Annotated in this window: 18 protein-coding genes; 10 read left to right on the top strand and 8 right to left on the bottom strand. The window is 64.6% G+C overall.

All coding sequences use genetic code 11. The features are described 5' to 3' along the window. Positions 1-23: 23 nt before the first annotated feature. The 5 genes from FJZ36_00280 to FJZ36_00260 form a co-directional block, all read right to left on the bottom strand. Positions 24-3,401 carry a tetratricopeptide repeat protein gene (locus FJZ36_00280; protein ID MBM3213343.1) on the bottom strand — a complete coding sequence of 1,126 codons (3,378 nt, stop codon included), beginning with the start codon at positions 3,399-3,401 and terminating at the stop codon, positions 24-26. A gap of 1,355 nt (positions 3,402-4,756) precedes the next feature. Continuing rightward, positions 4,757-6,184, bottom strand: a complete 1,428-nt coding sequence (locus FJZ36_00275) for a sigma-54-dependent Fis family transcriptional regulator (protein ID MBM3213342.1) — start codon at positions 6,182-6,184, stop codon at positions 4,757-4,759. Then, the gene (locus FJZ36_00270; protein ID MBM3213341.1) at positions 6,181-7,905 is read right to left on the bottom strand and encodes a GAF domain-containing protein; all 1,725 of its coding nucleotides are present in this window, start codon (positions 7,903-7,905) and stop codon (positions 6,181-6,183) included. The genes FJZ36_00275 and FJZ36_00270 overlap by 4 nt, the downstream gene beginning before the upstream one ends. A 26-nt stretch (positions 7,906-7,931) precedes the next feature. Beyond that, on the bottom strand, positions 7,932-9,398 hold the full coding sequence (locus tag FJZ36_00265; protein MBM3213340.1) for a S41 family peptidase: 1,467 nt from the start codon (positions 9,396-9,398) through the stop codon (positions 7,932-7,934). Between the two features lie 43 nt (positions 9,399-9,441). Continuing rightward, entirely contained in the window at positions 9,442-10,851 is a 1,410-nt protein-coding gene (locus tag FJZ36_00260; GenBank protein MBM3213339.1) for a hypothetical protein, read from the bottom strand. Between FJZ36_00260 and pabB the strand changes: the two genes are divergently transcribed. From pabB to FJZ36_00240, 4 genes are read left to right on the top strand one after another with little or no spacing between them, the layout of a single operon-like run. Beyond that, a complete protein-coding gene (pabB, locus tag FJZ36_00255; protein MBM3213338.1) occupies positions 10,844-12,307 on the top strand; it encodes an aminodeoxychorismate synthase component I in 1,464 nt (487 codons plus the stop codon). The genes FJZ36_00260 and pabB overlap by 8 nt on opposite strands. Continuing rightward, on the top strand, positions 12,249-13,133 hold the full coding sequence (locus FJZ36_00250) for a hypothetical protein (GenBank protein MBM3213337.1): 885 nt from the start codon (positions 12,249-12,251) through the stop codon (positions 13,131-13,133). The genes pabB and FJZ36_00250 overlap by 59 nt, the downstream gene beginning before the upstream one ends. Continuing rightward, the gene (locus FJZ36_00245) at positions 13,130-14,449 is read left to right on the top strand and encodes a hypothetical protein (GenBank protein ID MBM3213336.1); all 1,320 of its coding nucleotides are present in this window, start codon (positions 13,130-13,132) and stop codon (positions 14,447-14,449) included. Before FJZ36_00250 ends, FJZ36_00245 begins: the two co-directional genes overlap by 4 nt. Positions 14,450-14,488: 39 nt before the next feature. Next, positions 14,489-15,511 (top strand): hypothetical protein, encoded by a 1,023-nt coding sequence (locus tag FJZ36_00240; protein ID MBM3213335.1) that lies wholly within the window; start codon positions 14,489-14,491, stop codon positions 15,509-15,511. 26 nt (positions 15,512-15,537) lie between these two features. Here FJZ36_00240 and FJZ36_00235 read toward each other — a convergent pair whose 3' ends face one another. Then, entirely contained in the window at positions 15,538-17,502 is a 1,965-nt protein-coding gene (locus FJZ36_00235; protein MBM3213334.1) for a DUF2961 domain-containing protein, read from the bottom strand. Positions 17,503-17,534: 32 nt separating this feature from the next. Beyond that, positions 17,535-18,305, bottom strand: a complete 771-nt coding sequence (locus tag FJZ36_00230; protein ID MBM3213333.1) for a phytanoyl-CoA dioxygenase family protein — start codon at positions 18,303-18,305, stop codon at positions 17,535-17,537. 241 nt (positions 18,306-18,546) lie between these two features. Here FJZ36_00230 and FJZ36_00225 point away from each other — a divergent pair, with 241 nt between their 5' ends. The 6 genes from FJZ36_00225 to rpsR all read left to right on the top strand — a co-directional run bounded on the left by FJZ36_00225 (position 18,547) and on the right by rpsR (position 24,518). After that, a complete protein-coding gene (locus FJZ36_00225) occupies positions 18,547-19,650 on the top strand; it encodes an NYN domain-containing protein (GenBank protein ID MBM3213332.1) in 1,104 nt (367 codons plus the stop codon). A gap of 53 nt (positions 19,651-19,703) precedes the next feature. Beyond that, a complete protein-coding gene (gene lysS, locus FJZ36_00220) occupies positions 19,704-21,173 on the top strand; it encodes a lysine--tRNA ligase (GenBank protein MBM3213331.1) in 1,470 nt (489 codons plus the stop codon). A gap of 52 nt (positions 21,174-21,225) precedes the next feature. Then, a complete protein-coding gene (locus FJZ36_00215; protein ID MBM3213330.1) occupies positions 21,226-22,494 on the top strand; it encodes an ABC transporter permease in 1,269 nt (422 codons plus the stop codon). Then, positions 22,487-23,209 carry an ABC transporter ATP-binding protein gene (locus FJZ36_00210; GenBank protein ID MBM3213329.1) on the top strand — a complete coding sequence of 241 codons (723 nt, stop codon included), beginning with the start codon at positions 22,487-22,489 and terminating at the stop codon, positions 23,207-23,209. The genes FJZ36_00215 and FJZ36_00210 overlap by 8 nt, the downstream gene beginning before the upstream one ends. A gap of 18 nt (positions 23,210-23,227) precedes the next feature. Continuing rightward, entirely contained in the window at positions 23,228-24,097 is an 870-nt protein-coding gene (ilvE, locus tag FJZ36_00205) for a branched-chain-amino-acid transaminase (protein MBM3213328.1), read from the top strand. 100 nt (positions 24,098-24,197) lie between these two features. Further along, the gene (gene rpsR / locus FJZ36_00200; GenBank protein ID MBM3213327.1) at positions 24,198-24,518 is read left to right on the top strand and encodes a 30S ribosomal protein S18; all 321 of its coding nucleotides are present in this window, start codon (positions 24,198-24,200) and stop codon (positions 24,516-24,518) included. 44 nt (positions 24,519-24,562) lie between these two features. Here rpsR and FJZ36_00195 read toward each other — a convergent pair whose 3' ends face one another. Next, the gene (locus FJZ36_00195) at positions 24,563-25,189 is read right to left on the bottom strand and encodes a DUF1080 domain-containing protein (GenBank protein MBM3213326.1); all 627 of its coding nucleotides are present in this window, start codon (positions 25,187-25,189) and stop codon (positions 24,563-24,565) included. Between the last annotated feature and the right edge of the window lie 24 nt (positions 25,190-25,213).

Raw genomic sequence — 25,213 nt, 5'->3', positions numbered from 1 at the left:
CGCGGGCGCGGTCGTCGATGCGGCTAACGACGCGATCCCGGTCGGCTGGACGAGCGTTCTAGCTTCTCCAGCATCGTGCGAGCCTCGCCGACCCACTCGCCCGGCAGATCGAGACTCAGCAGGTGACGCCATCGCTCGATGGCGAGTCGATCCTTCCCCAGGAGCTGATACATGAGGGCGAGGTTGTAGTTGGCGGTGAGGTTGTCCGGAGCCAGCCGGATCGCCATCTCGAACTGCTCAGCCGCGCCCGCGACGCGGTCCACGCGGTAGAGCACCATGCCGTATTCGATGTGCGCGTTGACATGGCTCGGATCGAGCGAGACGGCTCTCGACAGGTGGTCTATCGCCGAGGTCATGTCGCCTTGCGAGTTCGCCTTCAGAAACCCAAGACGGTAGTGCGCCGCGAACGACTTGGGGTTGATCACGATCTCGCGCGCGTAGTAGCGGATCGCTTCGTCGAACCGGTTCGACGCCTCCGCCAGCTTCCCCAGTTCGGCGTTCGCGTTGGGATACTTCGGGCGAGCCTTCAGGAGGTCTCGGAGCGTGGTCGCGGCAAGGTCGCTCGATTCCATGTCCAGATACGTCAAAGCCAACAGGTATGTGGCATCCGGGTTGTTCGAGTCCATGGACGCCGCCTGCTTGAAGTCCTCGGCGATCTCGCTGGAGAGGTAGAGACGCTCGCCGATCTGTCGATGCTCCCGGCGCAAGACTGCGCGCCGGAACAACGCTGACGCGGTCGGCTGAATGCGGATGGCAGCGCTGTACGCGGAATCAGCGATCTCCAAAAGTCGCTCGCGGCTCGCGTCGCCGACATCGCCTGACGCGGCTCCTTCAGCCGTTCGGGCGAGGAGCGCCTGCCATTCGGCGTTATCGGCTTCGATCTCGCACGCGATGGCGAGGTGCGGGACCGCCAGTGCCAACTCACGTCGCTTGGCGAGGAGCTCGCCCAGCATGAACTGCTCGCGGGCGCGACGCGGCTCCAGGTCGAGTCCGTGCTCCAGCGGAACCAGCGCTCCCTGCTCATCGCCCGACGACAGCAGCAGCCGCGCGAGGCTGAAGTGCGCCCCAGCCCGGTCGGGAGCCAGTTCCGTGACTCGTCGATAGGCACGGATCGCGGCGGTCGGGTCGGCTTCCTCCGTCAGTTCGGCGAGCGCCGCAAACGTATCGACATCGTCTGGTGCGGCGGCGGTTAGTCGTCGGAAGGCGTCGGTGGCTTCTTGGTTCTTGCCCAACTCCCTGAGCAGCGATGCCCGCTCGCGCAGCGCAGGGACGTCATCGGGTCGCAACGACACGATCCGGTCGAGCACGGCGAGTGACCGCTCAGGGTCATCCAACGCGCGGTACAGACCGGCGAGGCGATTCAGCGTATCGGAGTAGTCGGAATGAAGGGCGTCAAGCTCCTCATAAGCCGCCACGGCTTGGTCGGTCCTTCCGAGTCCCTCCAGCGCTCGGGCGCGGCCATATCGCAACGACGGATCGTCGGGAGCCAGCAGGAGACACCGCCCGTAGCCGTTGAGAGCGGCGGCGTAGCGCTCCGATCCGAGCTCCGCCGCTGACGCTCGCGACCACTCCTCCGGGAGGTTCGGAGACAGCGACGATGCGCGTGCGTAGGCGTCCCGAGCCTCATTCAGCGCGTGGTCGGCGAGCAGCAGATCGCCGATACGCACCCAGACCTGCGTACGTTGAGGGTCGAGCTCAGTGGCTCGACGATAGCGCGCCAGCGCCTCGGTTGAATGGCTCGTCGCAGCTTCCACATCGCCGTAGAGCTCATGAACCGAGGCGTCGTCGGGGCGGATCGTGAGCGCCTTCTCCAGCAGATCGCGCGCCTCCGGCTCCGAGACACGCGCGGCGAAGAACCCATCGCGCACCGGATCCGTGAAGCGGCTTCCCAACTCCGGTTCCAGCCCAACTGCGGTACGGTACTCGGTTCCCGCCTCGTCGCGACGGGCTTGCGCCCACAAGACATCGCCGAACTCGAGGTGTAACTCGGCGGCATCGTCGTCCAGTCGGATCGCGGCAGCGTACTCCCGTTCCGCCTCCTCCCAATGCCTTCCCCCAGCAAGAGCCCGCGCCAGCCCCCAATGATTGTCGCGAGTTGGAGACGTGAGCGATGCGCCGGTTCGGAAAAGCTCCACAGCTTCGGGAACCTGTCCCAGGGCGGCGCGAGCCTGGGCAAGAGCCATGTACGACGGGCCGTGGGACTTGTCCAAGGCGATTGCCAGGGTCAGCTCTCGGTCAGCGTCGGCGGGGCTGCCCATCGCCAGGAGCACGGTACCTTTGCCGTAGTGAGGTCGAGCCCAGTCGGCAGGAGCGTTGGCGAGCGCCAAGTCGTACGACTCCAGCGCGTCCGCGTAGTCGCCATCCGACCGGTAGACTTCACCCATCGCGTGGTAGGCAGCCACATAGGCGGGGTCGATCCGCACACATTCGCTATAGGCGGCAAGAGCCGCCTCTGTGTTCCCCAGTAGGTGCTGTACCCCCGCGAGGCTGAACCGCGCAAGGACGAATGTCGCGTCCAGCGAAGACGCCCGCGACAAGACATCGGCTGCGCGCTGGAGGTCTCCCTCGCCCGCTCGAAGGGCGAGCGCGTAGCCGTAGCCGTAGGCGAGGAAGGCGTTGTCTGTCGACGCGGCGTTCTGACTCTCATACACGGCGAGCAACTCGGCGAGCTTGCCGACAGCGCGCCACTTGTCGACGACACCTCGGTGGAGCTCCCCCTGGTTCCGCCGCGCCTTTCGGATCTGGTCGATATCGCGGGAGATGGCTTGCGTGCCGCGATCGGATGTCTGTCCCGACAACGGTAGTGGTGACGCAACACCCAGCAACGCAATCGCCGCAACGAATGCCGCCCGGACGTCACACCTCATCGCAGGCTCCCCAGCGTGCCGGTCGCCCGAATGTCGAGCCTTCCCAATCCCGCGCTCGTGCCGACCCATACCGAGGACGAGTCCGCAAGGGCTGTGTAGATGCGAGCCGAGCGCAGTGCTGACGGATAGTCGACGCTCCCCCACTTGCCGCGCGCGTCCTTGTAGAGCAGCGCCTCGCCGACGGCGACCCAGAGCGTGCCTGAGTTCGCCGTCACGCGGATGTCGTGAGGGGCGATCTCGTCGGGTCCGATGGGCTGGTTCGCCCACTGCCGCGTTGACTCGCTCCATTCGGAGAGACCATTCTTGTCGGATGTGCTCCATGCGGCGACGATGCCCGTCGGAGTCAGCACCATGCTGCGGATGGAGTTGCTGCCCAAGCCGGTCTGCACGCCGAAGCTCTCCCACTGGCTCGTCGCTCGCGTCAGACGCAGAACGCCGTTGCCCTGCGTTCCCACCCACACATGCGACGGCGACAAGGCTATGGCGGTCACCTCCTGACCAGGGAACTCCTTGCCCGACCTGAACGGCGTCCATTCTCCCGTGACACGGTTCAGGCGTGACAAGCCGCCTGTGCCGCCGACCCAGACCTCGTTGGCGTCCATGGCGACGGCAGCGATGCTGTGGCTCGGAAGCCCGTCGAGACGTCCGTAGATCGCCGTGTTGCCGTTGTCTCGGCGGTACCGGACGACGCCCTTGTTGGCGGTCGCCAGCCACACTTCCGAGTCGTCTGCGGCGATGGCGCGGATTGTCATGCCAGCCGTGCCCTCCGGGGCGCCAGGTGCCGAGGTGAGATTATCCCCGGAGGCATCGTACTTCCCGACGCCGCCCGAGGACCCCACCCACAGGAACCGACCGTCTCGGAGCACGGAGAATACGCTCGCGGCGGATAACCCCGCATCGACCGACTGAACCACCCAGGCGCTCTCCGCAGCCAGCGTTCGGGCCCGCTCCTGCATGTCCGGGTCCTCTGCACGCTGCAGCACCCAACGCGCTTCCTCGATCACGCGGGCGAGCTCTCGGCGCTGCAAATGGGCGTACCCGAGAGCCAGATGCATGTCGACGATGCGCGGGCTGTTGGGGCGACGACGGATGAAATCCTCCGCGACCTCCGCCGCTTGTGTCGGTTGCTTCCATGTGAGGTAGAGATTGGCGAGCCGAAGGCGTGCCTCGTCGCAGGCTGCGTGATCAGGGTACGTCGTGGTTGCGTAACGCAGCGCCCTCTCCGCATCGGCGCGCACGGCGTCGCCCGGCTCCGAGGCGTCCGCGCCGTCGGCGAGATAGCGCGCGGCGTCGTACGCCGCTGAGGGGGCCGTCGCGTCGTTCGAGAAGCTCTGCGCGAACTGCAGTAGAGCTCGTCCTGCGCTAGTGAAGTCCTTGCGTCCGAGCGCGTCGTCCGCCGCCGCGCGAATCTTGTCGGCGATGCGGTACGTCTTGGCGTCCAACCGAGCAGCCAGTACGTAATGCTGAAAGGCTTCGGACGCGCGTCCATGGTGCTCCAGGAACCGGGCGTACTCGTAATATGCCCGGGCAAAGCGCGGAGCCAGAGCGATTGAGTCCCTGAACGCGGATTCGGCGGGCGTGTCCATGCCCAACGCGACGGCGTCGAGCGCCGCATCGAGCCTGGCGCGCGCTTCGATGGATATGGGGGCGTCGTCGTCGCCGAAGGCCGCCACGACACCGTCGAGGGACATCTCGAGCGTCTGTCCGTCGCCGAGCCGAATGCTCATCGTCGACTCGGACGACCCGAGCCACTCTCCGGTCAGGCGATCTCCGTTGGGCATCGTGACTCGCACGGTGAGCGCAGACGCTGTCGTTCCCAGCGCGAGCGCAAAGGCGAGGGCGATCGATACGACGGCCGCTCTTCGAGTCATCGCTGTCATCGGTTCGCGTCAATCCTCTCCGTCGTCGTCTGTCCCTGTGAGCCCGTAGCGTTTCAGCTTCGCATGGAGGGTGTTCCGGTTGATGCCCAGGTAGTCGGCGGCACGGCTCTTATTGCCGCCTGTGTGCTCCAGCACGTAGGTCATCAAGTGCCCCTCGATGCGCTCCAGGACCTCCTCGTGGAGTGTTCCGCGTCTCCCGCTGGCGAAGTAGTCCTGGGTCCACTTGCGGAGCCAAAGGTCCATCGCGCCGTCAGATTCGAGTTCCGGGCCCGGGGACACCAGGGGCGCGTCCGCAGTACTGAGAACGGGCCCGCGCGCCATCACGATGGCTCGATGGATGACGTTCTCAAGCTCCCGCACGTTGCCGGGCCAGTCGTAAGATTCGAAGCGGCTGAGAAGGTCCTCGGAGATCGACACGCCGTCCCTGCCATAGCGCGGGGCGTACTTGCGCACGAAGTAGTCCGACAACAGGAGGATGTCTGAGCGCCGGTGTCTTAGCGGCGGGAGCGTGATCTGTACGACGTTGAGCCGGTACAGCAGGTCCTCTCGAAACGAACCCTCGGACACGGCGCGGTCCAAGTCGCGGTTCGTTGCGGCGATTACTCGGGCATCGGTGACGACCGTCTCGTTGGAACCGAGCCGCTGGAAAGACCTCTCCTGGAGCACTCGGAGGAGCTTCGTCTGGAGTTCCAGAGAGAGGTCTCCGATCTCGTCGAGGAAGATCGTGCCATCCTTGGCTCCCTCGAACCGACCAATCCTTGTCGCCACCGCATTCGTGAACGCGCCCTTGACGTGACCGAACAGCTCGCTTTCCAGCAGCGTCGCAGGGATGGCAGCGCAGTTGACCTCCACGAACGGCTTGTCAGCCCGACTTCCGTTCGCGTGCAAAGCGCGCGCGACGAGTTCCTTGCCCGTGCCGCACTCGCCCTGAATGAGAACGGTGACCTCGGTCGCAGCGACGCGACCGATCGTCTTGTAGATCGCCTGCATCTCCGGGCTGTTACCGACGATCTCGTCGCCCTCCGTGGCGAGAGGTGCGCGGACGGGTTCCTCCGACCGGCGGCGGCTCTCCTGGACTGAGTCGGCGGCTCGTCGTGCCAGCGACACCACCGACGCGAGATCGAAGGGCTTCGTGATGTAGTCGAAGGCGTTCCGCTTCATCGACTCCAGAGCGGTCCGCATCGTCCCGTGGGCAGTCAGCATGATCACGGGAATGTCCGGGAACTTCTCACGGATCGCCGGGAGCTCGTCCAGTCCGCTGCCATCCGGAAAGAGGATGTCGAGGAACGCGAGGTCGATGGCGTCGTTACGGAGCGCGTGCTTGGCGTCGGCGAGCGAATGAACGCTCTTTGTCTCGAACCCGGCTCGTTCGAGCGCGCGCCGGAGGACAAAGCAGATGGAGGGCTCGTCGTCGCAGATCAATATGCGCATCGTCATCGGTGACCCGCTCCGTGGTTCGGTTGCGTCCCGATCTCGGCGTTCGTCGATGCCGTGCTGGGCTCAGACGCCAACGACGGCAGCGTGACAACCATTGAGGTTCCTCCGACCTCGGGAGAGCGCACCTCGATGTAGCCGTCGTGTTCCTCGATGAGTCTGCGGCTGAGGGCGAGTCCGATACCGGTTCCCTTGCGCTTGGTCGTAAACAACGGGTCGAACACACGCTCGCGTGCTGGCTGTGGGATCCCGACGCCCGTGTCCGTAATGATAACCTCGATATAGCGAAGGACGCGACCGTCGCCGACGGACTCCCGCGGCGAGGTGTGCACCTCGACGATGAGAGTTCCGCCGTTGGGCATCGCTTCGACGGCGTTGCGCGCGAGATTGAGGAACACCTGGGCGAGTTGGTCGCCGTCGGCTTCCAGGCACGTCGAGTTCGCCCCGTATCGCCGAATGATCTCGATCCCGATCTCGTCGCACTCGGGCCCCACGAGCGTCAGAACACGGTCAAGGATATCGACCAAATCGTGCTTTGCTCGCTCGCCCCGGCGATGGTCGCCGAACCGCAAGAGCTGCTCGACCACGCGCGCGAGACGATCCACCTCCGTGACGATCAGCGACGCGCACGCCTGCGCATCCGAGACCGGGAGCGGATCGTCGCTCTGGAGCAGCTCGGCAGCGCCGCGTATTCCGGCGAGTGGGTTCCTCACTTCGTGCGCCACGCTCGTGGCGAGCTGTCCGAGCGCCGCGAGTCGCTCCTGACGCAAGGCATGATCGACCATCTGCTGGATTCGGAGCGCCTGCCCGAATATGGACGCCAGGATGGTCAGGAATCCCACGTCGTCTCCCAGCGTGCGATCATCGACAGGGGCGCGATCCACGCTGAGCACGCCGATCGTACGTCCCTCCATTCTCACGGGCATGCAGAGGATGGCGACGGTCCTCGGACGACGGGAGAGGGCTTCGACGGGAGCCCCTCCAGAGGACAGCGGGATCGGTTCCTCTCCGATGTTCGGGATCGCCATCGCTTGCCCGGTGGACATGACCGTGCCGTGGATTCCCTCTCCCAGACGGTACCTTCCGGCGGCGATCTGCGCAGGTGTCAGACCGAACGCGTACTTCACCTTGAGCTCTTGCGTCGCCTCGTCATAGAGAGCCAGCGTGCCCCGGTGCATACGTAGCGCGCGGGATACCGCAGCCATAGACGACTGGAAGAGCATGCCGAGGTCGAAGCTGAGCTCCGACATCTGGCTCACGTCGAGGAGAGCCGACAGTTCGGTGACGGTCTTGGCGGCTCGCGCGTTCGCGGCATCGAGTTCCGCCGCCGCGCGAGTTTCGCGCTCGTAGGTGCGCCGCAGCGAGTGAACGGCGATGCCGATCGTACCGATCACCGGCGCATAGCACGCCGCGACCAACGCCATGTCGTTCGCCCATGGAGTGGTGACGCCGTACACCACCGCGCTGAGTGCGGCTGCCAGCCAAACCACCGCTGTTGCGGCGCGCGTGGACATGAGTGCGCTCCACAGCACGACCGCAGCCCAGGCGAGCATGGCGATGAAGCCAGGTCCCGGACCCGCAGCGACGGGGACGGACGTGTGCAGATAGAGGTCACTGAGCAGGATGAGCGCCAGCAGTCCGACCGTCTGAGGTGCACTGGTCTCGCGGGCACCGGCGCGCAAAGTGCCGTCCATTCCGCGAGGCAGCGACGGCGAAACTCGCACAGTCACGATCCGTCAGTGAGACGGCATCATTCCGATTCTGCCGCCCCGTCTTGGCGCAGCGCTCGGTAGACATCGAACGCTCGGAGGTACCCAATGGCAGCAGCGATCTGCGGGTCGTACTCGAAGTCGTCGGTTTCGTTGACCGTCTCGGAGGCGATGGCAAACCGAATCAGCCCTTCGCTCAGGACGATGTTCTGTTCCGATGCCGACTTCAGGAACGCTTGGTACTTGCGGTAGAGACGATCGGTGGTGTTGTCAGCCTTGAACGCCTCAATCGCCTTGAGCAGGTCCGGGCTCTCGCCCTGCAGGAACGTCTTGAGTGCATCGCTGGAGCGCAGCTTGCGCCACATGTCGCGTTCCAGCGCGCTCAGCGCAGCCAGCTCGACGTCGGGCTTGATGCCCACCTTGTTGATATCGACTCCAGAGGGCGTGTAGTAATGAGCGATGGTCAGCTTCACTGCCGATGCGCCATCGCCCTCCTGCAGCGGGAAGATCTTCTGGACAGATGCCTTGCCGAAGGTCGTCGATCCCATGATCATTCCGCGATGGTGGGCTTGGAGGGCTCCAGCCACGATCTCCGAAGCGCTCGCGCTCCCGCTGTTGACGAGAACATCCACCGGCAAGTCCGTGTGCAGCAGAGGAGCCGACACGGTGAAGTCCTCTCTGCCGCTGCGCCCCTGAGTGTAGACGACCAGGTTCCCCTCATTCAGGAACATGCCAGCAATCGCCACGGCGGAACTGAGCAGACCCCCTGGATTGCTACGAAGGTCCAAGATCAGCGCGAGGGCTCCCATCTTCGTGAGTTCGGCGATGGCGTTTGCCACGTCGTGGGCGGTCGGTTCCATGAACTGCGTGATGCGCACATAGCCCACGTTGCTATGGATCAGATGCCATTTCACCGACCGGACCGTAATGATGTCGCGCGTCAGCGTCACGACGACCGGTTCATCGCGCCCAGCGCGCAGCAGCGTCAACGTGACTTCGGTTCCCGGTTCCCCTCGCATCTTGCTGGCGGCGTCGTCAGCCGACATACTGACCGTGGAGGCTCCGTCGATGGAGGAGATCACGTCCCCAGAGAGAATGCCCGCCCGAAACGCGGGGGTGTCCTCGATGGGAGAGATGACCGTGATGCGGTCCTGCTTCACGCCGATGTACATGCCGACGCCGCCGAACTTGCCTCGTGTGTCCGTTTGCAGGCTCTGGTAGGCGTCCGCGTCGTAATACTGGCTGTACGGGTCGAGGGCTGCGAGCATGCCGCGAATGGCTCCCTCGGACAGGCGGCGCGCGTCGGGATCGTCAACATGGTTCTGCCGTACCTGAGCCAGGACCTCGCTGAGTCGTCCGAGCTCGCGTCTCGTGCCGTCGGTGTCGGACATGCTGACGGCAGCCGGCGCAGGGCTCGCGGCCTCGGGGATCGCCTCTTGGGCAGACGAGCGCGCCGTCGCCAGAATGATCGAACAGAGCACCGCCACCGGAAGCCACATGGGTCGCAACACAGGTTCCCCCGTCTCTACGCCGGGCAAGCTCGCGGGTGGATCAGCGCGCAATGCGCTTGAAGTCGATGACGTGATAGTGGCGTCTCATCTCGAAGTAAAGCGCGGGTCCGATCAGTGAACCGGTGCTCCCGACCGTTCCGATCTTCTCGCCCTTGCGGACGCGCTGCCGTTCGTTGACGGCGAAGTCCGACAGGTGTGCGTAGAAGGAGCGGTACCCGTTCCCGTGGTTCAGAACGAGCAGCTTCCCGAATCCCAGCCCGTTGAACCACTGCGCGTATTCCACCGTGCCGTCGAGCACAGCCTTCACAGTTGCGCCCTCGGACGCGATGATCGTGATTCCCTCCAGCGCGGTACTGGTGTTGCTGGTCACCTTGCCTTCAACGGGCCAGTCGATCCTGCCGAAGGTCTGGATGGCGAGCGCGATCTCCTCGGTGGACCCAAGAGACTGCACGGAGGGAGCCGTCGCGGTGCTGCCCTTCGCGCCTCCCCGCGCCTCCTCCTCAGCCCGGATCGCGGCTTCGAGTTGCCGTATGAGGGCGTTGAGTTGGCGGATGGAAGCGTCCATCTCACGTATCGCGCGTTCCTTGAGCCCTCGGTCGCGCCGAATCACTGACAGCGCGGCGTTGCGCTCGCGCTTATCCTGGTTCAGCTTGGCTTGCTGCGACTCCAGCTTCTCCTGTTGAGCGACGCGCGCCGACTGTTGCGTCTCGAGCTTGGACTTGTGCTCGCGCAGAGCGGCTTCGTCAGCGCGGAACCCGTCGATGATCTCGTTGTCTCGAGACCGAATCCGTGCCGCGTACCGAAGGCGTACGAGCAGCGAGGACAGGTTGTCGGCGCGCAGAGCCAATGACACGAACCCGTTGGGGTTCGAGTAGCCGATCTTGTAGTTCGCCCGCAGCCTGTCTGCCACGAGCTGCCGACGCGCGTCGATGCGTGCCGTCAAGTCGCCGATCTCGGACTCGGACTCGGCGATCTGCTCGTCAAGGGACGCGATGTCTTTGCGCACCGAAGCCACGTCACGGCGCACGACCTCGATGCCCTTGTCGAGCTTCTGAAGAACACCCAGTACGCTCCGCTCGTCGGAGAGCATCCGTCGTCGCTCGGCGTCGGCAGTCTCTCGTTCGCGCTGTATCTTTGCCCGTTTCGCTGCCGTCTCGTTGAGCTCGGCGCGGGACGCCGCGCGTGCGGCGGTCGGTCCGAGTGCGCACACGAGCAGGCAGAGGATCGCAGACCAACGGAACGCGGAACGGCTCATCGCGGGTCCTCGACGTTCGCAGCTAGCGGACTCAATGGATGATATGGACGTCGATGCGGTCTGGCAACCGTCGCCGCCTTTCGTCCGTCCGGTGACGAGACCTGTCGCACTTCCTTGACGAGCCACGCGGCGAGTGCTACCGTCTACCCACGCACCCCGTCGCCCTGGCGGTCCCATCGAGGCAACGATGTACACTGTCGACTGCGTGGCGACGACAGATACCGTCGCCGGGCCATTCGACGTCTTCTCTACGATCCTGGAGCGTCACTCCCCGGCACGCCCGTTCCTCCTGGAGACGGTTCCGACCATCGGTTACGCCGACGGCTGGTCGTTCCTGGGCGTAGACCCCTTCCTGACGTTTGAAGCATGGGGTTCGAGGATCGTCGAGTCTCGCTTTGGGCAGAGAGGGCTCCTGGATCGCTCGATCCACGTTGCCCATCCGCTCGAAGCCCTGCAGCGCTGTCTGGACCAGTATCGCACGTTGCCGCTCAGCCATGGCAGCCCGTTCACCGCAGGAGCCGTCGGGGCGTGGTCCTACGACCTTCGGCTCTGGACCGACACTCCCGCGCCCGAGGACCCGAAGAGCCCGGAGCACCCGGACATCGCACTCGCCTTCTACGCCGACGTGCTGGCGTTCGACCACCGTTGTCGCACGGCCTCGGCGTTCCACTGCAACGTGCCCGATGCCCCGAACCGTGGATGGGTCAACACGGCACTCGATGCCTGCCGCACCCCTCGGCACGCGCCGGAAGAGCGCGTCCGAACCGTGCGCGGCCGCCGGTTCGCTGAACCGGCTTTGAGCAGCATGACGCAGGAGTCTTTCTGCCTCGCGGTCAAGAGAGTGCAGGAGTACATCACCGCCGGGGATGTCTACCAGATCAACCTGACCCAGAGACTCGTTGCCCGCTGGGAGGGCTCGCCGCTGGAACTCTACTCCCGGCTGCGGGCTGCCAATCCCTCCCCCTACGCTGCGTGCGTCGATCTCGGTCAATCGACCGTGCTGAGCACCTCCCCCGAGCGGTTCCTCAGATTCGATCCTGCCACACGATGTCTCGAAACCCGACCCATCAAGGGCACCCGACCCCGTGGGACGACGCCCGACGAGGACGCTGCGCACGCGGCGGAGCTCCTCGTCAGCGCCAAGGACGCCGCAGAACTCGTCATGATCGTCGACCTGGAACGCAACGACATCGGGCGAGTCTGCGAGTACGGCTCAGTTCACGTACCCGTGCTCCGCACCATTGAGGAATACGCCAACGTCCTGCACACTGTTGCGACCATCGAGGGCACGGCTCGCGAAGGCGTGGGCTTTGCCGACATGCTTCGCGCGACGTTCCCGGGCGGATCGATCACCGGGGCGCCCAAGATCCGGGCGATGCAGATCATCGATGAGCTGGAGCCGGTTCCTCGCGGCTACTACACCGGAGCCGTCGGGTACGTGGACTTCTCCGGCTCATTCGACCTCAACATCGCCATCCGCACGGTCGTCTTACACGACGGGAATGCATACATGGGAGCCGGAAGCGGCATCGTTGCCGATTCCGACCCCGTTGCGGAGTATGAGGAGTCGATGACGAAGGCACAGCCCTTGCTTGCGGCGCTGGCAGACCCGCCGTACGCTGGTTCTCGGACGCATCGATACGGCGTATGACATGGCAATCGTGGCGACGTACGTCTGGACGGATGGTCGGCTGGCGAAGGCTGAGGACGGCGGCGTCTCCCCATCGACGAGGCTCGTGCTGTACGGTCACGGCGCGTTCGAGACGATGCGCTGGCGGGCAGGTCGCGGCGTCGTCCATCCCGACCGACACCTAGCTCGACTGCGAGGAGCCCTGCGCCACCTTCGCATCCGCGATCCCTTCGGAACTGAGGTTCAGTGGGAGGGACTCGTGGAACAGGCGACGGCGGAGGCTGCGCATTCGTCCGACGTGGTCGTACGGGTGACCGTCGGATGTGGTGAAGAGATCGACGAAGCGATCACGATCGTCCACGTCCGTGACGTGGCTGGCGCGTGGAGTGTCAACGGCATACGGACGATGTCTTTGCCGGAACCTCGGTACACTGCGATGGCGCGCTACAAGACGACGGGCTGCGCGGACAACATCCTCGCGCGCGAGTCTGCGCAGGCGAAGGGATACGACGAGGCGATCTGGGCGGATCCTGCTGGAACCGTGCTCGAAGGTTGTGCGTCGAACGTCTTCGCCGTGATGCGCGGCGTCCTGGTGACGCCTCCGGCTGATCTGCCCCTGCTCAGCGGAGTGACGCGGAGCACCGTAGTTGGCATCGCCAAGTCGAAGAGGATCGGAGTCGAGGAGCGTGCGTTCGACTTCGCCGCACTCCTCGCGGCGGACGAGGTGTTCGTCACGAACGCCGCGTCGGGCGTCGTTCCTGTGGTCGAACACGACGGTATGCCGGTCGGTACCGGTCAGGCTGGTTCCATCACGCTGGACCTGCGCCACGGCTATGATGCCCTATGAGTGACCAAAGCGGTAGCGGTTGGTCTCATCACACGGTCGTCATCGACGCCGTCGGGGAGGACCTTGCCCGCGTCCGCAAGGGCATGGTGGAAGCCGCTGCTGCTGCCGATGCAACCGGCGTTCCGGTCTCATGGGCCCTGGACGTTCGGGCCGCTCGCAATTCAGCGACATGGCTCAACGAACGTCGCGAGTCTCGTCGAGCCGCCGACCCGTCGAGCCGCGACGAAGACATCATCCTGTGGCTCGACGTCCAGAACTGGCTGGGCGAGTCGGTCGAGGCAACCGATGCTCGGAGCGCGGCAGAGGGAATGGTTCGCCAGAAGGAGGACCTGAGAGCGCGCGTGCAGGCGGAACGGGACCGTGTCGTTGCGCTGCTGCCGTGGGCGAAGATCACGCTGGCGGGCTCGGACCTGAAAACGGAGCCGCTGGTCGATGCGCTGGTGAGTCTTGGATTTGCCGGGCTCTGGGGTTACCGGTGGAACGAGGCGTCGCGCCGGTCACAGGATCGTGGGTGTCCGTTCGGATGCTTCTTCGTGTCGCGTGCGCGGTTCCAGTCGGCGGGGAGCCCGGCGACTCCTTTGGTAGGTTTGCCGCGGGATTCCGGGCGAGCGCTCGGACGCCACAGCCACGACGTGGATCGAGACGTCGGAGAGATGACCGTCGGCGGCGATCCCTTGCCGATCGACACGGTTCTCAGAATCATCGAGGCGTCGCGAGCCACGCCGAGGCTGGGGGCTTGGTCGGCGTCGATCCAGACGCTAGCGGCGACCGCGTGCGCGATTTGGACCGACGACGAGCGTGAACGCTGCGTGGCGCTCTGGCGATCGCTGGAGGAGCAGGGGATTCCGCACGCCTCCGTCGGGGACCAGGTTCGGCTGTACAGCGAGCGATTCGCCGAGACGGAGCCGCAGCTTCTGGTCCTGTCCGACGGTGAGGTGACCGTAGCCGACGCTTCCGTGCGCGTGCTCTACTACGATTCGCGCGCCCAGTACGTCTTCGAGCGAGAATCAGGGGCACCGACGGTCTTTCACAACTACGTGTCGCCAGCCACGCAATCCAAGTACCTGCTGGAGTACGAGGCGCCCAGCTTGTCTGTCCTGTCGCCCACGCGCGACCGGGAGCAGATCCGCCTCGACTTCAGCCTCGACTCGCCGAAGCCGATGCCATATGCCCTGATGTTGTGGGGCGACCATCGGCATCTGCGGCTCTACGACAACAACGTTGGGGACGTGCAATGGATCGGGGCGCATGGCGTGCTTCTACACCTCGACCTGGTCACCGGGCCCAATGACTTCTTCGTCGTTCTGACCATCTGAGTGACGCAAGTCGGCGTCACGGCAGAGAGGAGACATGCGATGAGAACTCGATTCGCTGCGTTGTGCGCCGTGGGCTTCCTAGTGGCGGCGGCGGCGCACGGACAGTGGACGACGAGCCGACAGGACGATTTCACGCGAGACGACGGCATTCAGGCGGACCTCCGCGCCGTGTCGTTCGCCGACGACATGAACGGCTGGGCGGCGGGAGACGGCGGAACCATCCTGCGCACGTCCGACGGCGGCAAGACGTGGGTCAAACAGGCGATGCCTGCGCCGCCGCCGAATGCGAATCCTCGGTTCGCCGCGATGTCGCAGAACACGCAGTTGTGGCGTATCTCGGCGCTCGACGCCAAGCGAGCGTGGATCGCGGGTGGCGGGGGAGCGCTGCTCACGACCGAGGACGGAGGCGAGACGTGGAGTCGCGCCAACTCCGGAGGCGGGAACCGACTCGTCGATCTCACGTTCGTCACGGCAGACGTGGGCTTCGTTACCGGGGACAACCGCACGCTCGCTCGGACATCGGACGCCGGCAAGACGTGGGAAACCGTCGTCTCGGGAGCCAGAGCCAGGGCTGGTGACAACCGAACGATCTATGAGGCGATTGCCTTCGCGACGCCGGAACTGGGCTGGGTGGTCGGGTCCTCGGGCACAGCCGCGATGAGCACGGACGGCGGACTGAACTGGGAGGCTCCCGAAGGCGGAATCGGAGCGTCGGAGAACCTCTACGGTATCGCGTTCACGTCAGCGACCGAGGGCTGGATCGTCGGGCAAGAGGCGACGATTCTGCACACGACTGACGCCGGCAAGACATGGACGCGCGTGGACAACGAGGCGCAAGACGACTACTACGACCTCTACGATATCGCGTTTCTGAAGTCGGACCCCAAGCGCGGTTGGGTCTGCGGAGACGGTGGAACCGTCCTCGCCACGACCGATGGCGGCAAGACCTGGAAGAAGCAGAAGTCCGGCGTCAACGAAGCCCTGCACGGGCTCGCCGTCACACCGACGGGGAAAGCCTTCGCCGCCGGATCGTGGGGCGTCATCGTCACGACTGACAAGTAGTCCAGCGGAGCCCGGTCGCCGTGAGGCTACTGGGCTCGCGCCAAACGGACGTAGTCGATGCCAATCGCGCCCGCGACCTGGCAGATCAGCGACAGTTCGGCGTCGCCCGCCGCCAGGTCGTGGATGCCGGCATCGACTTCGCGGGTCATTGTCAACGACGGATGCGACAGATCGAACGCGTGATCGACGGCGTTGCCGGACAGCGCGATACGGCAGGTCCCGCCGCCTGGACGGGTGGTCAGACAGAGAATCACCCGGTACTTGCCGGCTTCCTCAATCGGCAGCGACAGCGATAGCACGTCTCCGGGCGTCCCATCCCACCCCACCTGCGCAACGTTCGACCAACGAGCATCGTGTTGCACGTCGGCTTCGATGCCGCTCCGAGCCAGGTCCTCTGCTTCGAGCACGGTCGAGTTCTGGGCAGCTCCTGCAGCACGAACGATCCACGCTGGCGGGTCCTCGATGCGCAGCATCGCCGCATGGATCTGCGGATGGTCGTCACGTGCGCCGGGCGTCGTGTAGCAGTAGCCGATGCGCGCGTAGGTGATCCCGGGTGTCGGCACATGGGTTTGGAGTTCCATCAGGAACTCGAGGCTCTTCGCGAAAGGCAGGGCGTCCAGGATGTGCCACCGGTAGTTGGACGTGAACCCCCGGTTCCCCGGTCCGTCGCACCTCGGCTGACCGATCAGCGGGCCCTGGAACAGGTCAGGGGAGCTCCAGGAATAGCCGAAGTAGTCCTCAGAACCGGTTCCAAACGTACTGGGGAACGACTCGCCGTCGACGTAGACCTTCTCGTCTCCCTCACCCCACCATCCGCCGCCGGGCGTTGGAATGTCGGTGGGATTCATGATCATGAGAGCGGTGCCGACCCAGACGCCCGATCCATGCAGGATCAGGTAGGTCATGTCGTACCCGTCCGGGCTGCCCACCGCGCCGTGCGTGACGCGCCACTTCGCGCGAAGGTGCATCGATTGAGCAGACCACGTATGGGGCGTTCGCACGACGCCACCGGTTACCGTCACGGTCTGCTTGCCGAAGTTTGCGATGTGAACGCGCGCCGAGTGGGCGAACGGCATCACGAGGCGGCAGTGCATCGTGCCGTCCGGTTCCACGACGAAAGGCAGCGATTGGTATGGACAGACGCCGGGTCCTGCGCCGAAGAAGTCGCCCAATGGGCTTTCGATCTGGGGCGTGGGCGACGCGTCGAAGTAGACCTGGAGCAGCGTCTGACGCAGCGCGGCGCGGGGATCGGGAGCCGAGACGCGAAGCGTGATCGTGCCAATCGCAGCGGGCCCGTCGAGGATGACGGCATCGCCCCGCGAACCGGGACTGACGGTCACGTCGATCTCATGTCCGTCGAGAGCCTCGACCACCAGGTTCATCGGATCCGCCAGACGTGCGCCGACTTCGCGGATCACGTCCGCGTGCTCGGTGAGATGGTTCGGAGCGAAGGACTCCACGTCGGCGGATGAGACGTAACGGCGGAAGTTGACCTGGTAGTAGAACCCTCGCCAGTCCGCGTCGTGCGTCACCTTACAGCTCTGGGCGAACGGAATCGGGAAGTAGACGTTCCCGGCTCCGCCCGCCGCTCGCGACGTGAACGGCTCCGGGATTCTCGCCTTCCCGTTCACGAGCTCCATGAGGTCTGCTTCGATGACCGGCGTCGGGTCGTCGTCGAGGTAGACGCGCAGTTTGCCGCCTTCGCCCACCCATGGGTTCGCCGACCAGAACCGGACCAACGCTCCGGGACCTCGCATATCCGCCAACACGTGCTCCACCCGGTTCCCGACCTTCTCGTCACGGATGTAGTGTCGTCGGTCGGTTGTGTTGGCGTTGTCGCCGTTGGCGAACCAGCCGGGCTTGTCCGGAGCGACGGACCGGCGGTCGTACGACGAGAATTGGCACGTCGTGTAGAACGGATCGGGCTTCGTGGCGAGCCCGGAAAGGTCGGTCATCTCACCCAGGAGCGTTGCGGTCGTGACGCGTGCCACAAGGGCCCTCCTCGAGCGGTGCAGCGTATCGTCTAGGTTCTGGCGCGAAGCAGTGATTCGTCGGAAGCCGTTTCGATGGGCACCGGTTTGCCGTGTCCTCGCCCGGGCCCGGGGTCGTTCCCCATCGCGTTGTAGCAGACGATGACGGCGAGACGCCCGTGTTCCGACCGATTGGTCGCTGATGCGTGCGGCAGGTTCGAATGCCAGAACACGACATCGCCCGGGTCGCCAATCATGCTGCGCTCCGGGTACTTGCGTCGGAGTTCCTCCACCAAAGACAGGGACATACCGGTCTGCTTGCCCTCGGTGCCGGCATCGACGGCGTCGTGTTCGAAGCGACCCTCACTGTGCGCGCCGACGAGGAACCGCAGGCAACCGTTGTCCTCACGCGCCGGGTCGATGAACACCATGGCGGACAGCATGTTAGCGGTGAGACAGCCGTCGTGGAACCAGTAGCCGTAATCCTGATGCCAGTGCCACGACGCTCCGGTTCTCGGCGGCTTGAAGCTGATCTTCGAATGCCAGTGGTAGATATCGTCGCCCAATAGCTGTCTGGCGGGGATGACGAGTCGTGGCAGTCGATACAGGTCGGCGTACGCCGAGTCGCCGGCTTGGGTCCACAGCGCCAACGCTACTTGCCCCGCCTCGCGGTCGCGAGAGGTCCATGTCGTCGTCGAAGACTGAGCGCGGTCCACATTTCGACGCAGTACCGACACCTCCTCGTCGCTGAACAAGCCGTCGAGCCGGATGTACCCGTCGCGTCGAAACGCCTCGAGCTGTTGCTCAGTCAGTGACATCGACATCGATCCTCAACCCCTGTTCAGTCGGTCCCACCGGTTGTCGGCGATCGCATCTCGCAGGCATGTCAGCGATCGTCGCACGAATGCGGACTGTATCACGAGGCTGGGCAGAACGCACGCCCAGGCTGCGTGGGAACCGGCGCGCGCCTTGTATTGGTCTGCTTGGGTCAAGTAACATCGTGCCGGTGCTGTTGTTTGCCGTGACTGCGAGATGTAAGAACGGTCTGCGCTAGGAGAACCGTGCGTGGCGAAGGTGATGGTATTCATCGACGGCACTTGGCTCTACGGCAATCTTCCCAGACTCAGCGAAATCTACGGCCGAACCGACTTCCGGATCGACTTCGGCAAGCTGCCACCGGTTCTCGCCAGGCAGCTCAAGGACCAGCTTCCTGATACCGAGCTCGACATTGTGCGCACGTACCTCTTCGGCAGCTACGCCGCGAACTACGACCACCAGGATGAGGAGGCGGTCCAGCGGCAGCGTGACTTCTTCGACCGCCTTCGCGAAGACTTCCACTACGAAGTGGAGGCGTACCCGATCGACTTTCGTGGCAGACGCCTGCGTGCAGCGGACCGCGCGGCTGGCGATACGTTCGAGCCGCGCGAAAAGTGCGTCGACATCTCCCTCGCCGCGTCGATGCTCTACCTGGCTGCTGTCCCGCAGGTGTACGACATTGCGATGGTCGTGCTGGGCGACCGAGACTTCGTTCCTGTGCTCCGATACACGCGAATGCTCGGCAAGCGAGTCGTGATCGCCAGCGTTCGGGGAAGCTGCGCCCAAGAGCTCTGGGATCCGCGCGATGACGCGCGCGTGCGCGACTTCGATGTGATCTGGATCGACGAGCTTCTCCATGACGTTGAGCTCAGGTACCTGCCGCACCGGATCCGTTGCGAGTCGTCGTTCCATGCAGGACCCCGTGACGTGTGGACCACGTTCCATCCACGTCCGGGCCAGCGGTTCTTCTGCGACGAGTGCCGCGATAGATTTCGCCGCCAGCGGCCGGATGGCGACGAGGAAGCCATGGGACGACCTCTGCTCTCCGCGAGCCCAGATGGCGCGCGACCGGCAATCGGAGACTCGCACACCGGGTACGTGAAATCCAAGATGGCAGACAAGGGCTACGGATTCATCCGCAGCTCGGTCGACGGACTCGACTACTTCTTCCACCTGACGGATCTATCTCCCGATCTGCTGTACGACGACCTGCCCGAGGGCACGCCTGTGGCGTTCGAGATACGCAAGCTTCCGGAAGCGAACCGCGCCGGCGCTGGCCAGAATGTCCGAATCCGGATCGACAAACCGGATGAGGACACCGACGACCTCGGCGAGGAAGAAGACGAATACTGATTCACATCGATCCGGAGCATTCTTCCGTGCAGACTGACGACACCAACGCCCTGATGCAGCAGCGCCGCGATAAGCTGGCTCTTCTGCGCCAGAACGGGATCGATCCCTATCCGTACGCGTACGAGCCGACTCATTCGGCGCAAGCGCTCCACACAGCCTTCGGCGACCAGCAGTCCATCGAAGAGGGCGCTCACCGCGTGCGCATCGCGGGCAGAATGATGACTCGGCGGTCGCACGGCAAGAGCGCCTTCGCCCATATCCGCGATGCCACCGGGGAGCTCCAGATCTACGTGCGCCTCGATGTCGTTGGCGAGGAGGCGTTTACGCAGTTCGGCGACTTCGACTTAGGCGACATCCTCGGCATCGAGGGAACCGTCTTCCGGACTCGAATGGGCGAGTTGACCGTCCAGGCGAGTGAGGTTGTGCTCCTGAGCAAGTCGCTGCGGCCCCTGCCGGAGAAGTGGCACGGGCTCACCGATGTCGAGACACGCTACCGTCAGCGTTACGTCGATCTCATCGCCAACCCGAGCGTTGTCGACGTCTTCCGCAAGCGCGCCGCGATCGTTCAAGCCATCCGAAGCCGACTCGACGAGCTCGGCTATCTTGAGGTCGAGACGCCAGTTCTTCAGCCTCTTTACGGCGGAGCAGCGGCGCGGCCCTTCACGACACATCACAACGCGCTCGACAGGACGCTCTATCTTCGCATCTCGAACGAGCTCTATTTGAAGCGGCTGATCGTCGGCGGCATGGAGCGCGTCTACGAGTTCTCTCGGGATTTCAGGAACGAGGGCATCGACCGCTCGCACAACCCCGAGTTCACTCTGATGGAGTGCTACCAGGCATACGCGGACTACGGGATGATGATGGACCTGGTGCAGGACCTGGTTGTGCGTTCGGCACAGGCGGTCAACGGCGGTCTCGTCGCCCAGTACCAAAGCGAGACACTCGATCTGACGCCCCCGTGGCGGCGCGTGACGATGGTCGAGTCAATCCGCGAGGTGCTCGGCGTCGATGTGCGAAACCTGAGCGCCGGTGAGCTCCAGCGCCTCCTGTCGGACGCTCGGCGCTCCGAAGAAGGTCCAGAGGCGCTGCCGGACTCGTGGGGCAATCTCGTCGCCGAGCTGTTCGAGGAGTGCGTCGAAGCAACACTCGTCCAACCAACGATCATCTACGATTACCCCGTCGAGGTGTCGCCGCTCGCCAAAGCCAAGCGAGGGGACCCACGATTCGTCGAGCGGTTTGAACCGTACATCGCTCGGATGGAGGTCGGGAACGCGTTCAGCGAGCTCAATGACCCCATCATTCAACGGCTCCGCTTCGTCGAGCAAGCTCGACTCGCCGCCGGAGGCGACGAGGAGGCGCACCCTCTGGATGAGGACTTCCTGCGAGCGCTGGAATACGGGATGCCGCCGACGGGAGGCTTAGGCATCGGCATCGACCGCATCGCGATGATCCTCACGGACAGCGCGACGATTCGTGACGTCGTTCTGTTCCCGCAGATGCGGCCCGAGACGGCATCCTAAGCGCGATGCTGGAGTCCTTCCCCTTGTTGCTGCCTTCAGCCTGCGCGACACGATGAAGTACTTCGAGTACCTCATCGGTCTTCGCTACCTGCGTGCCAAGCCCGCCCAGACGATCATGTCCGCAGGAGGCGTGATGCTTGGCGTCGTCGTGGTAATCGTCTCGCTATCCGTCTTCAACGGCTTCCAGACGACTCTACGCGACCGACTGCTGGGTTCCGAACCGTACCTGGTCGTGCTCCCGCAGGGAGGTTCGTTCGGGGACCACAACGCGTTCATCGACGAACTCCGCGCCATTCCCAAGGTGACCGGAGCAACGCCAACGATCATGAACCAAGCCCTTCTGCGCAACTACGACGACCGCGACAGGCTGTCGGGGGCTCTGGTGAAAGGGATCGACCCAGCGACGATCAGCGGTGTGACCGATCTCGGCAGCTACCTGCGCACCGGAGCCCTTGATCTCGAGCGACCCGACCTGATCGCGCCTCTGCAGCAGGGAGACAGCCCTCGCGTTCCGGCGGACGACACGATCCAGGGCGGCATCATCCTCGGATGGGCGCTTGCGCGTCGATTGCAGGTGCGCGTCGGCGACCCGCTCTTCGTGTTCGCCGACTTCAAGGAGGATCCGTACGGGCGGATCTATCCCGTGCCGCGCGTGTTCGTGGTCGTTGACCTCTACACGTCGGGTCTCTACGAGATGGACTCGAACATGGCGTTCGTATCGCTGACGGCGGCGCAATCGCTGTACCGAACGCCGACCGACGTGTCACAGATCGAGGTGCGAACCGACACGCCCGACGACGCGGACACCGTGCAACGGGCGATCCTCGAGCGATACGGCCTAGAATACCTGCCGAAGACGTGGAAGGAGCTGCGCGGCTCGTTCTTCGGAGCCTTGGAGCTCGAAAAGCGTCTCACGTTTGTGACGCTGGCTCTCATCATCGTCGTCGCGGCGTTCAGCACGGCGATTACGCTCATCATGCTCGTGATGGAGAAGACGAGGGAGATCGGAGCACTGAGGGCTCTGGGAGCCGAGCGCGGCAGCGTGTTGCGGCTCTTCATGCTGAACGGCACGATCATTGGTGTCATCGGCGCGATTCTGGGCACGGTCGTCAGCTTGGGGCTCTGCTGGCTGCTGAAGCACTACCTGCGCATCCCGTTGCCGGGCGAGGTCTACCAAGTGGACTACGTGCCGGTGAAGGTGAGTTGGGGCTACGTGGCGAGCGTGAACGCCCTCGCCATCGCCGTGTGTTGGCTCGCGAGCCTCTATCCGGCATACCGGGCGTCGAGGCTTCGCCCCGTCGAGGCGCTCCGATATGAGTAGAGACGCGCGAGCCGTGCTGTTTCCAGACGTTTTCATCTCGGTCGAAGGGCTCTTCAAGTCGTTCCGTGACGGCGATGTGACGACGGAGGTGCTCCGTGGCGTCGATCTGACGATCCGCCAATCGGAGATCATCGCTGTCGTCGGCGCTTCGGGAGCCGGAAAGAGCACGCTGCTTCACCTGCTGGGCGGACTCGACCGCCCCACATCCGGCTCGATTCGATACGAAGGCATCGAGATCACGTCGCACGATGACCGTGCCTTGACTCGATTCCGCCGGAGCGACGTGGGCTTCGTGTTCCAGTTCCATCATCTGCTGCCTGAGTTCTCTGCCGCAGAGAATGTCGCGATGAGCGCTCTGATTGCCGGGGACAAGCCCGCGGCTGCTGCGACGAGGGCGCGAGAGCTTCTGGACTTGGTGGGAATGAGCGCGCGAACCGCGCACCGCCCCCCCAAGCTCTCGGGAGGAGAGCGGCAGCGCGTCGCCATTGCGCGGGCGCTCGTCAACTCCCCTCGCGTCATCCTAGCAGACGAACCGACCGGGAACCTGGACCGCGCAACCAGTCAGGCGATCCACGACATGATCTGGGGGCTGCGAGACCGGCTGGGTCAGACCTTCGTCGTCGTCACCCACAACGCGGAGCTCGCCCAACGCGCGGACCGTACGATACACTTGTTGGACGGGCGGATCAGTGCAGCCGCCACGGATGTGCCATAGGGCAGGAAGGCGACGCGGATGATCATCTATCTCGACGGCAGCTTCGTGTCCAAGGAGGACGCCAAGGTTTCCGTCTTCGACCATGGACTGCTGTACGGCGACGGGGTCTTTGAAGGCATTCGAGCCTACAACGGCCGCGTATTCCGCCTCGATGAGCATCTGCAGCGCCTCTACGACTCCGCGAAGGCGATCATGCTGACGATCCCTCTGACGCAGGGCGAGATGGAGGGCATCGTCCTAGACACGATCCGACGCAACGGTCTGCGCGATGCCTACGTGCGCCTGGTCGTCACGCGCGGCGTCGGCGACCTGGGCTTGGGACCCGAGAAATGTCCCCGGGCATCGGTGTTCTGCATCGCGGGTAAGATCGCCCTGTACCCGGAGAAGTACTACGAACAGGGCTTGGAGGTCGTGACCGTCCCGACCCGCCGGAACATCGCCGAGGCGCTGAACCCGCGGATCAAGTCGCTGAACTATCTGAACAACATCCTGGCGAAGATCGAGGGGCAGATCGCAGGGGTTCCCGAGGCGATCATGCTGAACCAGGAGGGCTATGTCGTCGAGTGCACCGGCGACAACATCTTCGTCGTCCGCGACGGCGCGTTGTTGACGCCTCCCTCGCATGTCGGAGCCCTTGAGGGCATCACGCGGAACGTCGTGCTCGGACTGGCGGCAGAGCAGGGGATGCCCACAAAGCAGACGCTCTTCACCCGCTACGAGGTCTATACCGCCGACGAGTGCTTCCTCACCGGCACGGCGGCAGAGCTGATCCCTGTGGTCATGGTCGACCGGCGGGTGATCGGCGACGGTCTTCCGGGGAGCGTCACTCGCAAGCTGACCGAGGCGTTCCGCGAGCTGACGCAGACGACGGGCACGCCGATCGGGTAGCCGAGTCCGTTGACCGACCGCGAACCGGGCGGGTACAATGGGTTAGGTCTGACCCGCGCACCCGTGCGCTTCGCGCCGGCCGGAGGGGTCCCAGAAAGGGATGGGTCGCACAGCCCCTCGACAGGTGCGCGGACGGCTAGGTCCTGGAAGAGACACGAACCAACGCGACCCCCATGAGGAGCACGACGTGGTGCGAGCAGCACGAGGCGGACGACGACGACGCCTCACCCGCGAGCAGTTGGAGGCGATCGAGAAGCAGATCGACTACAAGAACCTGGGCTTCATCCGCCAATACTTGACGGACCGAGGCAAGATTCGCCCGCGACGCACGACCTACCTTTCGTCGCGGGGACAGCGCAAGCTGATGGTCGCGATCAAGCGCGCCCGAATGCTCGCCTTGCTGCCCTTTGAAGTGAAGTAGACGGCTTGGGGGATGGCGGCGAAGGTCGCCGCCATCCGAACGCCCTAGTAAGCCGACGAACCCTCTTCCGCCAGCGGCAACACCCACACGTTCCGATACGACACCAGGTTCCCGTGATCCTGGAGCAGCAGCGGACCCGGTTCTCCGACGTTCAGGTCGACGGAGCCGCCGGTGGGCCCGTTCGTCTGCACGTTGTTGTGCACGACGACGCCGTTGTGCAGTAGGGTGATCCGCGCCGGCGTGATGGTCTTGCCATCGCCATCGACGCGCGCAGCTCGGAAGCACGCGTCGTACGACTGCCACTCCATCGGCGGCTTGCAGGCGTTCGTCAGTGGGGCGAACTGGTCGTAGATAGCAGCGCAATCGCCCTTGCCCGGGACAGGGATTCCGTATGAATCGAGCACCTGGATCTCGTACCGACCCTGAAGGAACACGCCGCTGTTTCCCTTCGCCTGTCCCCGGGCTTCGGGCATGTCGGGGCAGCGGAACTCCAAATGTAGTAGGCTGTCTCGGAACGTGTACCGGCTCATGATGTCGCCGGACTTCGGCACGACCGTCATGATCCCGTGAGACACCTGCCATCCAGGCGCTCCGCCGGAACGCGTCGTCCAGCCGTTGAGATCGCTGCCGTCAAATAGCACAACCGCTCCACTCGGAGGCGAGCCAGCCATCGGGTCACTCCTACGTGTTCGCGC

The sequence above is a fragment of the Candidatus Poribacteria bacterium genome, assembly GCA_016866785.1.
Classification (GTDB): Bacteria; Poribacteria; WGA-4E.
Note: the sequence above shows the minus strand (reverse complement) of the source record. Positions and strands in the feature narration are given on the sequence as shown.